Genomic DNA, 11661 nt, shown 5'->3' on the forward strand with positions numbered 1-11661 from the left:
GTGCGAAATTTAATACTTGTGGGACCGATGGGGGCTGGCAAAAGCACCATCGGTCGCCTGCTGGCCAAAGAGCTTCGACTGCCGTTCAAGGATTCCGACAAGGAAATCGAGCTGCGAACGGGCGCCAATATCCCGTGGATCTTCGACAAGGAAGGTGAAGCGGGCTTTCGCGATCGCGAACAAGCCATGATTGCCGAGCTATGCGCCCATGATGGCGTGGTGCTCGCCACTGGTGGTGGCGCGGTCATGCGCGAAGAAAACCGCCGCTCGCTGCATGCCGGGGGCCGTGTGGTGTATCTGCACGCCTCGGTCGAGCAGCAAGTGGGTCGCACCTCCCGTGATCGCAATCGGCCTCTGCTGCGTACGGCCGATCCTGCCCGAGTGCTGCGCGAGCTGCTGGCCATCCGTGATCCGCTCTATCGAGAAATCGCCGATGTCATCATCGAAACCGATGAGCGGCCGCCACGAATGGTCGTCCTTGACATCCTCGCCCTGTTGGCCGAGCTTCCTCCCCGTTAAAGCGCAGACGGAAATGCGCTATCCTCGGCGACCATAAAAAGCAGGGTCGTCAAATGACCTGCGCCCTGGTCCGTATCGACGCCTCTGCGAACGAACCCGGGCATCCAATTGTTAGAACAGTGGGGACACATGCAGACACTCAAGGTCGAGCTTGGCGAGCGCAGCTACCCGATTCATATTGGCGAAGGCTTGTTGGATCGGCCTGAGCTGCTCACGCCCTATATTGCCGGCAAGCAAGTCGCGATCGTGTCCAACGCGACTGTGGCTCCGTTGTACATGGAGCGCCTGAGCAAAGCGCTGACCGGCTACAGCGTCCTGCCGATCGTGCTTCCCGATGGCGAAGCCTTCAAGAACTGGGAAACCCTGCAAACCATCTTCGATGGCCTGCTGACCGCGCGCCACGACCGTCGTACGACCGTCATTGCGCTGGGCGGCGGCGTGATCGGTGACATGGCCGGTTTCGCGGCGGCCTGTTATCAGCGTGGGGTGGATTTCATTCAGGTGCCGACCACGCTGTTGTCCCAGGTGGACTCCTCGGTGGGCGGCAAGACCGGGATCAATCACCCGCTGGGCAAGAATATGGTGGGTGCGTTCTACCAGCCAAAGGCGGTCATCATCGACACCCTGTCGCTGAACACGCTGCCTGAGCGTGAACTCTCGGCCGGGCTGGCCGAGGTCATCAAGTACGGGCTGATTTGCGATGAGCCGTTCCTGACATGGCTCGAAGACAATGTGGACAAGCTGCGCGGTCTGGATCAGGCCACACTGACCACGGCCATTGCTCGCTCCTGTGCGGCCAAGGCGGCCGTGGTCGGCGCCGACGAGCGCGAATCGGGCGTGCGTGCCACGCTGAATCTGGGTCACACCTTCGGTCATGCCATCGAAACCCACATGGGTTACGGGGTCTGGTTGCACGGTGAGGCCGTCGCCGCAGGTACCGTGATGGCGCTGGAGATGTCGATGCGCCTGGGCTGGATCAGCGAGCAGGAGCGCGATCGCGGTATCCGCCTGTTTCAGCGCGCCGGTCTGCCGGTGGTACCGCCCCAGGACATGACGCCTGAGCATTTCCTCGAGCACATGGCGGTGGACAAAAAGGTGATCGATGGCCGTCTGCGCCTGGTGCTGCTGCGCCGTATGGGCGAGGCGGTGGTGACTGACGAATATCCAAAAGAAGTACTACAGGCCACACTGGTCGCGGACTACCGCGCCTTGGTGGATCAGCTTAGAGGTTAATGAGAAATCCATGACTAGTTTGCACGCCGATGAGGCCTTCCTCGGTCACTATCAATTGAGTCATGACCCCTTTGCCACGCGGGTCCCCGGCTTCAAGTTTTTCCCTGCCCAGCGCAAGCCGGTGCTGGGTCAGTTGCATCACCTGGCGCGTTACAGCCAATTGCTGTTGCTGGTAACCGGCCCTCACGGCAGCGGCAAGACGCTGCTGCGCCAGGCGCTGGTTGCCAGCACCAACAAGCAGTCGGTGCAGAGCGTGGTGGTTTCCGCCCGTGGCGCGGGTGATGCCTCAGGCGTCCTGCGTCAGGTGGCCCAGGCGCTGAACGTCGCCCAGCCAGAGATGCGCGCCATCCTCTCGCAAGTCGTGCAACTGGCGCTGACGGGTCAGGAAGTGTATGTCCTGGTGGACGATGCCGAACAACTTGGCGAATCCGCACTCGAAGCGTTGTTGGGATTGGCGGCGGGCACTCCGGAAGGGCGTCCGCACGTCTTCCTGTTCGGCGAGGCTTCGATCATCGATCGACTGGATCAGCTGTGCGCCGAGAGCGGTACAGAAGAAGAGCGCTTCCACGTCATCGAGCTTGCACCGTATTCCGAAGAAGAAACCCGTGAGTATCTGGCTCAGCGTCTCGATGGCGCGGGGCGAGGCATTGAAGTGCTCAATGCCGATCAGATTGCAGATATCCACGAACAGTCCAATGGATGGCCGGGCGCGATCAACCAGGTCGCGCGCGATTCGATGATCGAAGCCATGATCGCCAGCCGCTCTGCGGTCAAGCGTCCAAGTATGGGGTTCAAAATGCCTAAGAAACACGTGTTGGCTTTGGGTGGCGTCGTTGTAGCAGCAGTGCTCGCAGCGTGGTTGATTCCAGGTCGTAACAATGCGCCGGCGACTGCGCCAGCCAACTCTCAGGCGCAATTGCCGCTGGGTCAGGGGCAGGCGCCTGCGCAACAATCGAACAACGGTGGCCCGGCCATCGAGTTCGCCGGTAACTCCCAGCCGATGCCGCTACCGTTGGTCGGTAACTCGCAGCCGGTGATGCGCGGTCCACTGGCCGAGGCCGCAGGCTCCGGCGAAGGTGACGGCGAGGACGGCGGCGCTGCGGCCAACCAGTCGCTGCAGCCGCCAACCGTGACCACGACTGCGCCACCAGCAGGCGCAACAGCGGGTCCCGCACCTGCCATGGCGCAAACGCCAGTACCGACGCCACGACCAGCGCCTGCGGTTAAGCCTGCGCCTGCACCCGTTGCCAAGCCTGCGCCGGCACCGACTCAGGTCGCCAGCGCCAAACCTGCGCCCAAGCCCGTAGAGAAACCCGCCGCTGCCGCTCCAGCCGCTGCTGGCGGGACCTGGTACTCGGGTCAGACGCCGACTCACTACGTGGTGCAGATCCTCGGCACCAGCTCCGAAGCCACGGCTCAGAGCTACGTGAAAGAGCAGGGCGCGGAGTACCGCTACTTCAAGAAGACCCTGCAGGGCAAGCCTCTGTATGTGGTGACCTACGGTAGCTTCGCGGACCGCAATGCTGCACTTGCCGCTATCAAGGTCTTGCCAGAGAAGGTTCAGGCTGGTAAACCTTGGCCTCGTACTGTCGGCAGTATCCAACAGGAACTCGCCGCCGCTCGCTGAAGACGCAGCGGCCTTATCCAGGTCGCTCGCTTGGCCCCCAAATTCACGCATGAGCGCGCTGACAATGAGCAGCGCGCCTTGTGGTGTATGCGTCTCAGACACGCATTGAACTTTGGGCTCTCTTTGGTCAGACTCGCAAAACAGCTCTGACTAGCACGAGAATCGTTTTAAAACCTTTCATGAATGCGACATAAATTTGCGACGTTTCGTCGCTAAATTTGTGAGGTTTTGTGTCGGTGTGTACAATGACCTCCCTTTTGCTCCCGCAAAGCTGGCATACGTTCAGCGTGGACGGTAAATGGTTGAATTGAAAAGAAATTTGCCTCGATAAGAGGCAGCCTGGTGAGAATGTGTCTATGAAAGCAGGTCTGTACCATCCAGAAGAATTCAAGGATAACTGTGGTTTCGGCCTGATCGCCCATATGCAAGGCGAGCCCAGTCATCATCTGTTGCAGACGGCTATCGAAGCCCTGACCTGCATGACCCACCGTGGTGGGATCAACGCCGACGGCAAGACCGGTGACGGTTGCGGGCTGTTGATGCAAAAACCCGACACGTTCCTGCGCGCCGTGGCCCAAGAGCACTTCGGCGCTGAGCTGCCGCGCCAGTACTGCGTGGGCATGGTGTTCCTCAACCAGGACAACGCCAAGTCGCAAGCTGCTCGCGACAACATGAATCGCGAAATCCTCGCCGAAGGCCTGACCCTGATCGGCTGGCGTGAAGTACCCATCGATACCAGCGTCCTCGGCCGCCTGGCCCTTGAGCGCCTGCCGAAGATCGAGCAGGTGTTCATCGGCGGTGAAGGCCTGAGCGATCAGGAATTCGCGATCAAGCTGTTCAGCGCCCGTCGCCGCTCGTCAGTTGCCAACGCCGCTGATACCGACCACTACATCTGCAGCTTTTCGCACAAGACCATCATCTACAAAGGCCTGATGATGCCGCGTGACCTCACGGCATTCTATCCGGACCTCAACGATGAGCGCCTGCAGACCGCAATCTGCGTGTTCCACCAGCGCTTCTCGACCAACACCCTGCCGAAATGGCCGCTGGCCCAGCCATTCCGCTTCCTCGCCCACAACGGCGAGATCAACACCATCACCGGTAACCGCAACTGGGCTCAGGCCCGTCGCACCAAGTTCACCAATGACCTGATGGACCTGGACGAACTGGGCCCGCTGGTCAACCGCGTGGGTTCGGACTCCTCGAGCATGGACAACATGCTGGAGCTGATGGTTACCGGCGGCATCGACCTGTTCCGTGGCGTGCGCATGCTCGTGCCACCTGCATGGCAGAACGTTGAGACCATGGACCCTGATCTGCGGGCGTTCTATGAATTCAACTCCATGCACATGGAGCCGTGGGACGGCCCGGCCGGTATCGTGATGACCGAAGGTCGCCACGCGGTCTGCCTGCTCGACCGTAACGGTTTGCGTCCGGCGCGCTGGGTCACCACCAAGAACGGCTACATCACCCTGGCCTCGGAAATCGGTGTCTGGAACTACAGCCCCGAGGACGTCATCGCCAAGGGCCGTGTCGGCCCGGGTCAGATCTTCGCCGTGGACACCGAGACCGGCCAGATCCTCGACACCGATGCCATCGACAGCCGTCTCAAGTCGCGCCACCCGTACAAGCAGTGGCTGCGCAAGAACGCGTTGCGCATTCAGGCGACCCTGGAAGACCACGACCACGGTTCGGCGTTCTACAACCCGGATCAGCTCAAGCAGTACATGAAAATGTTCCAGGTCACGTTCGAGGAGCGTGATCAGGTGTTGCGCCCATTGGGCGAGCAAGGTCAGGAAGCCGTCGGCTCCATGGGCGACGACACGCCAATGGCCGTGCTGTCGCGTCGTGTGCGCACCCCGTACGACTACTTCCGCCAGCAGTTCGCGCAGGTCACCAACCCGCCGATCGATCCGCTGCGTGAAGCCATCGTCATGTCGCTGGAAGTCTGCCTGGGCGCCGAGCGCAATATTTTCCAGGAGTCGCCTGAGCATGCTTCGCGGGTGATCCTCAGCTCGCCGGTCATTTCCCCGGCCAAGTGGCGCTCGTTGATGAACCTGGACCGCCCAGGCTTCGACCGCGCGATCATCGACCTGAACTACGACGAAAGCACCGGCCTTGAGGCTGCTGTGCGCAACGTTGCCGATCAGGCCGAAGAAGCCGTGCGCGCCGGGCGTACCCAGATCGTGTTGACTGACCGTCACATCGCCCCGGGCAAGCTGCCGATCCACGCTTCGCTGGCCACCGGCGCGGTGCATCACCGCCTGACCGAAAAAGGCCTGCGCTGCGACAGCAACATTCTGGTCGAGACCGCCACCGCGCGCGATCCGCATCACTTCGCCGTGTTGATCGGCTTCGGCGCCTCGGCGGTCTATCCGTTCCTGGCCTACGAAGTGCTGGGCGACCTGATCCGCACCGGCGAAGTGCTGGGCGATCTGTACGAAGTGTTCAAGAACTATCGCAAAGGCATCACCAAGGGCCTGCTCAAGATCCTGTCGAAGATGGGTATCTCCACCATCGCCTCGTATCGCGGTGCGCAACTGTTCGAAGCCATCGGTTTGTCCGAGCAGGTCTGCGACCTGAGCTTCCGTGGTGTGCCGAGCCGCATCAAGGGTGCGCGCTTCGTCGACATCGAAGATGAGCAGAAAGCCCTGGCCGGTGAAGCCTGGAGCCCGCGCAAGCCAATCCAGCAAGGCGGGCTGCTGAAGTTCGTCTACGGTGGTGAATACCATGCCTACAACCCTGACGTGGTGGCGACGCTGCAAGCCGCCGTGCAGCAGGGCGATTACAGCAAATTCAAGGAATACACGGCGCTGGTGGACAACCGTCCGGTGTCGATGATCCGCGACCTGTTCAAGGTCAAGGAACTCGACACACCATTGGCCATCGAGGAAATCGAGCCACTGGAAGCGATTCTCAAGCGTTTCGACTCGGCGGGTATCTCGCTGGGTGCGTTGTCGCCAGAGGCTCATGAAGCGCTGGCCGAGGCGATGAACCGTCTGGGCGCGCGCTCCAACTCGGGTGAGGGCGGCGAAGATCCGGCCCGCTACGGCACCATCCGCAGCTCCAAGATCAAGCAGATCGCCACCGGCCGCTTCGGTGTGACGCCGGAGTACCTGGTCAACGCCGACGTGCTGCAGATCAAGGTTGCCCAGGGCGCCAAGCCGGGCGAGGGCGGGCAGTTGCCAGGCGGCAAGGTCAACGGTCTGATCGCCAAGCTGCGTTACGCAGTGCCTGGCGTGACCCTGATTTCGCCACCGCCGCACCACGACATCTACTCGATCGAAGACTTGTCGCAGTTGATTTTCGACCTTAAGCAGGTCAACCCGGCAGCGCTGGTCTCGGTCAAGCTGGTAGCGGAAGCCGGCGTCGGCACCATCGCCGCCGGTGTGGCCAAGGCCTACGCCGACCTGATCACCATCTCCGGCTACGACGGCGGTACCGGTGCGTCGCCGCTGTCGTCGATCAAGTACGCGGGCGCTCCGTGGGAAATCGGCCTGGCCGAAACCCACCAGACCCTGCGCGGCAACGACCTGCGCGGCAAGGTGCGGGTACAGACCGACGGTGGTCTGAAGACGGGCCTGGACGTGATCAAGGCCGCGATCCTCGGCGCTGAAAGCTTCGGCTTCGGTACCGCGCCAATGATCGCGCTGGGCTGCAAATACCTGCGTATCTGCCACCTGAACAACTGCGCCACCGGCGTTGCGACCCAGAACGACAAGCTGCGCAAGGATCACTACATCGGCACCGTCGACATGGTGATCAACTTCTTCACCTACGTGGCCGAAGAAACCCGCGAGTGGCTGGCCAAGCTGGGCGTTCGCTCGCTGGAGCAACTGATCGGCCGTACCGATCTGCTGGATATCCTGCCGGGCGAGACTGCCAAGCAGCAGCATCTGGACCTGACGCCTCTGCTGGGTAGCGATCACATTCCGGCTGACAAACCCCAGTTCAGCCAGGTAGAGCGCAACCCGCCGTTCGACAAGGGCCTGCTGGCCGAGAAAATGGTCGACATGGCGCTATCGGCCATTCAGGCCAAGAGCGGTGGCGAGTACGAACTGGACATCTGCAACTGTGACCGCTCCATCGGCGCACGGATTTCCGGCGAAATCGCCAAACTGCACGGCAACCAGGGCATGAACGACGCTGCGGTGACCTTCCGCTTCAAGGGCACCGCCGGTCAGAGCTTCGGTGTGTGGAACGCCGGCGGCCTGAACATGTACCTGGAAGGAGATGCCAACGACTACGTCGGCAAAGGCATGACCGCTGGCAAACTGGTGATCGTGCCGCCAAAAGGCAGCCCGTTCAAAACCCAGGACAGCGCCATCATCGGCAACACTTGCCTGTACGGCGCCACCGGCGGCAAGCTTTTTGCTGCAGGAACCGCGGGCGAGCGTTTCGCGGTACGTAACTCTGGCGCCCACACCGTGGTGGAAGGCACTGGCGATCACTGCTGCGAATACATGACCGGCGGTTTCGTCTGCGTTCTGGGCAAGACCGGCTACAACTTCGGCTCCGGCATGACCGGTGGTTTCGCCTACGTGCTGGATCAGGACAACACCTTCGTTGACCGGGTCAACCACGAACTGGTCGAGATCCAGCGCATCAGCGGCGAAGCGATGGAAGCCTATCGCAGCCATCTGGAGCGCGTTCTGGCCGAGTACGTGGCGGAAACCGACAGCGAGTGGGGCCGTAATCTCTGGGAGAACCTGGACGACTACCTGCGCCGCTTCTGGCTGGTCAAGCCCAAGGCTGCGAACCTGAAGTCTCTGTTGTCCAGCACCCGCGCAAATCCGCAATAAGGGCAGCTGCAAGCGGCAAGTTTCAAGCCGCAAGCTAATGGCAGTGCGCGAGTGCCTGCGAAATAAGTTCTTGCAGCTTCAGGCTTACGGCTTGAGGCTGCGGTTAGAGGTTCAAGAGAATGGCCGAGCGTCTCAGTAACGACTTCCAGTTCATCGATGTCGGGCGCAAAGATCCGAAGAAGAAACTGTTGCGTCAACGCAAGAAAGAGTTCGTGGAAATCTACGAGCCCTTCAAACCCCAGCAGTCGGCCGACCAGGCCCACCGTTGCCTGGGTTGCGGTAACCCGTACTGTGAATGGAAATGCCCTGTGCATAACTTCATTCCCAACTGGTTGAAGCTGGTGTCGGAGGGCAACATCCTCGCCGCCGCCGAGCTGTCGCACCAGACCAACACCCTGCCGGAAGTCTGCGGTCGCGTGTGCCCGCAGGACCGTCTGTGCGAAGGTGCCTGCACCCTCAACGACGGCTTCGGCGCAGTGACCATCGGATCGGTGGAGAAGTACATCACCGATACCGCCTTCGCCATGGGCTGGCGTCCGGACATGTCGCGCGTGGTGCCGACCGGCAAGCGCGTGGCAATCATTGGTGCAGGCCCTGCCGGCCTGGGTTGTGCCGACGTGCTGGTGCGCGGTGGTGTGGCGCCGGTGGTGTTCGACAAGAACCCGGAAATCGGCGGTCTGCTGACCTTCGGCATCCCTGAGTTCAAGCTTGAGAAAAGCGTGCTCAGCAACCGCCGCGAAGTGTTCACCGGCATGGGTATCGAGTTCCGCCTCAATACCGAAATCGGCAAGGACATCTCGGTCGAGCAACTGCTGGAAGAATTCGATGCCGTGTTCATGGGCATGGGCACCTACACCTACATGAAGGGCGGCTTCCCCGGTGAGGACCTGCCAGGCGTGCACGATGCGCTGGATTTCCTGATCGCCAACGTCAATCGCAACCTGGGCTTTGAAAAGTCGCCGGAAGATTTCGTCGACATGAAAGGCAAGAAGGTGGTGGTGCTCGGTGGTGGTGACACCGCCATGGACTGTAACCGTACCTCGATCCGCCAGGGCGCCAAGTCGGTGACCTGTGCCTATCGCCGCGACGAAGAAAACATGCCGGGCTCGCGCAAGGAAGTGAAGAACGCCAAGGAAGAGGGCGTGAGGTTCCTCTACAACCGCCAGCCGATCGCCATTGTCGGCGAGGACAAGGTCGAAGGCGTGAAGGTCGTCGAGACCCGACTTGGCGAGCCTGATGCCCGTGGTCGTCGCAGCCCCGAGCCGATTCCAGGCTCCGAAGAGATCATCCCGGCAGACGCTGTGGTCATCGCCTTCGGTTTCCGCCCAAGCCCGGCATCCTGGTTCGAGCAGCACCAGATCGACACCGACAGCCAGGGCCGTGTGGTCGCGCCGGAACAGGGCAAGTTCAAGCACCAGACCAGCAACCCGAAAATCTTCGCCGGTGGCGATATGGTGCGCGGGTCGGATCTGGTTGTGACCGCAATCTTCGAAGGCCGCAACGCGGCTGAAGGGATTCTGGACTATCTGGGCGTCTGATCTGCAATCCGGACTGGGAGGGCAAAGCGTTTTCGAACGGTGTTTGCCTGTCCTCTTCTGACCGAAAGGGGGTGGGAGATTCTATGGTTTCAAACAAGCCCCTCAAGCAGCTTTGGACTATTGCGCCTGCTTTTGATTCTGGCCCAGGCCGTGGGAGCTTGGCTTGCCAGCGATCTGCCGGGCACCGGTAGTAGAGTCAGACGGCACGGCCGGTCAGGTGCATCGCGTCCCCAGGCTTTGCTGGCGCTTCGCGCCAGATCGTCGGCAAGCCAACTCCCACGCCCTCCGGGCAGAAGCGGGTGGGCCTCTGTCGTCCTGCGGGCAGAAGCGATAGACCTCTACTGCGCCGCTTGCTTTTGATTCTGGCCGAAGGCCGTGGGAGCCGGCTTGCTGGCGAAGAACGATAACGCGTTGTGTCCGATACACCGCGTCGTCTGGTTCGCCAGCTAGCCGGCTCCTAGCAGATGATCCAGCGCCGGATTTCTGCGACAAATCGCCCCCATAGACAAAAGGCACGGTACTTACCGTGCCTTTTGCGTTGGTGTCTGAGAAAATGCCCGCACTTTTTTTCCGGATGCCGCCATGACCGCCCTGAAGAACGACCGTTTCCTTCGCGCCCTGCTCAAGCAACCTGTAGATGTCACGCCGGTATGGATGATGCGTCAGGCCGGTCGCTATCTCCCGGAATACCGCGCCAGCCGCGCCAAGGCCGGCGATTTCATGAGCCTGTGCATGAACCCGGAGTTTGCCTGCGAAGTCACCCTGCAGCCGCTTGAGCGCTACCCGCTGGACGCCGCCATCCTGTTCTCCGACATCCTCACCGTGCCTGACGCCATGGGCCTGGGTCTGTATTTCGAAACCGGCGAAGGCCCGCGCTTCAAGAAGACCGTCAGCACCCTGGCCGACATCGAAGCCCTGCCGATTCCCGACGCCCGCAAAGACCTGGGCTATGTCATGGATGCGGTCAGCACCATCCGCCGTGAACTCAACGGTCGGGTGCCGTTGATCGGTTTCGCCGGAAGCCCGTGGACCCTGGCCACCTATATGGTTGAAGGCGGCTCGTCCAAGGACTTCCGTAAATCCAAAGCCATGCTCTACGACAACCCGCAAGCCATGCACCTGTTGCTGGACAAGCTGGCGCAGGCCGTCACCGCTTACCTCAACGGGCAAATCCTGGCAGGCGCGCAAGCGGTGCAGATCTTCGACAGCTGGGGCGGAAGCCTGTCGGCGGCGGCGTATCAGGAATTCTCCCTGGCTTACATGCGCAAGATCGTCAGCGGCCTGATCCGCGAACACGACGGCCGTAAAGTGCCGGTGATCCTGTTCACCAAGGGCGGCGGTCTGTGGCTGGAAAGCATCGCTGATGCCGGTGCTGACGCGCTGGGCCTGGACTGGACCTGCGACATCGGCGAAGCCCGTCGCCGGGTGGGCGGCAAGGTCGCGCTGCAAGGCAACATGGACCCGACCGTGCTCTACGCAAACCCCCAGGCGATTCGCCAGGAAGTCTCGAACATCCTCAAGAGCTACGGCAGCGGTACCGGCCACGTATTCAACCTGGGCCACGGCATCACCCCCGAGGTCGACCCGGCCAATGCGGGTGCATTCATCGAAGCGGTACACGAGATGTCGGCGCAGTATCATCAATAAGCGCTAACACGCAGACGCAAAAACGCCCGGTCGATGCCGGGCGTTTTTGTGTGCGGTTTCATGCTGCAGTGATCGTTTGTGGGGAATATACAGGCGTGATGGAGGGCTGCTCCCGGTGCTCTGCCTGCCAGAGGTCGTGGTTCATCTGTAGGGCCAGCCAAAAGCGAGCGGTACTCAGTCCGGCGCGTTCCAGTCGTACTGCCAGATCTGGGCTCACCGGTGCACGGCCATTGATGATAAATGTTCACGCTTTACTGTCAGGCAAGGTCGATGCGAACCATGTGAAACGAAGCTG

The 11661-nt window shown here is 61.3% G+C and carries 6 protein-coding genes and 1 pseudogene; 6 read left to right on the forward strand and 1 reads right to left on the reverse strand.

Annotated elements, in window-relative coordinates:
- The 6 genes from aroK to hemE all read left to right on the forward strand — a co-directional run bounded on the left by aroK (position 1) and on the right by hemE (position 11366).
- Positions 1–519, forward strand: coding sequence for a shikimate kinase AroK (gene aroK / locus ACI2KS_RS15730; protein ID WP_404621783.1), 519 nt, complete (start codon positions 1–3; stop codon positions 517–519).
- Positions 520–648: 129 nt separating this feature from the next.
- A complete protein-coding gene (aroB, locus tag ACI2KS_RS15735; RefSeq protein ID WP_404621785.1) occupies positions 649–1752 on the forward strand; it encodes a 3-dehydroquinate synthase in 1104 nt (367 codons plus the stop codon).
- Between the two features lie 10 nt (positions 1753–1762).
- Positions 1763–3379 (forward strand): SPOR domain-containing protein, encoded by a 1617-nt coding sequence (locus ACI2KS_RS15740; protein ID WP_404621787.1) that lies wholly within the window; start codon positions 1763–1765, stop codon positions 3377–3379.
- A 356-nt stretch (positions 3380–3735) separates the two neighbouring features.
- Positions 3736–8181, forward strand: a complete 4446-nt coding sequence (gene gltB, locus ACI2KS_RS15745) for a glutamate synthase large subunit (RefSeq protein WP_404622180.1) — start codon at positions 3736–3738, stop codon at positions 8179–8181.
- A 119-nt stretch (positions 8182–8300) separates the two neighbouring features.
- Entirely contained in the window at positions 8301–9719 is a 1419-nt protein-coding gene (locus ACI2KS_RS15750) for an FAD-dependent oxidoreductase (protein ID WP_404621789.1), read from the forward strand.
- Positions 9720–10301: 582 nt separating this feature from the next.
- On the forward strand, positions 10302–11366 hold the full coding sequence (gene hemE / locus ACI2KS_RS15755; RefSeq protein WP_404621791.1) for a uroporphyrinogen decarboxylase: 1065 nt from the start codon (positions 10302–10304) through the stop codon (positions 11364–11366).
- Positions 11367–11424: 58 nt separating this feature from the next.
- Here the strand turns inward: hemE and ACI2KS_RS15760 are convergent.
- A pseudogene (locus ACI2KS_RS15760) lies at positions 11425–11604 on the reverse strand (HigA family addiction module antitoxin); the annotation flags it as partial.
- Positions 11605–11661: the final 57 nt, after the last annotated feature.

Source organism: Pseudomonas sp. NPDC087358 (genome assembly GCF_044900785.1).
Taxonomy (GTDB): Bacteria; Pseudomonadota; Gammaproteobacteria; order Pseudomonadales; family Pseudomonadaceae; genus Aquipseudomonas.

Excerpts from the sequence above, each read along its gene's own strand:
- aroB (WP_404621785.1), top strand. The coding sequence starts at position 649 with ATGCAGACACTCAAGGTCGAGCTTGGCGAGCGCAGCTACCCGATTCAT.
- ACI2KS_RS15740 (WP_404621787.1), top strand. The coding sequence starts at position 1,763 with ATGACTAGTTTGCACGCCGATGAGGCCTTCCTCGGTCACTATCAATTG.
- gltB (WP_404622180.1), top strand. The coding sequence starts at position 3,736 with ATGAAAGCAGGTCTGTACCATCCAGAAGAATTCAAGGATAACTGTGGT.
- ACI2KS_RS15750 (WP_404621789.1), top strand. The coding sequence starts at position 8,301 with ATGGCCGAGCGTCTCAGTAACGACTTCCAGTTCATCGATGTCGGGCGC.
- hemE (WP_404621791.1), top strand. The coding sequence starts at position 10,302 with ATGACCGCCCTGAAGAACGACCGTTTCCTTCGCGCCCTGCTCAAGCAA.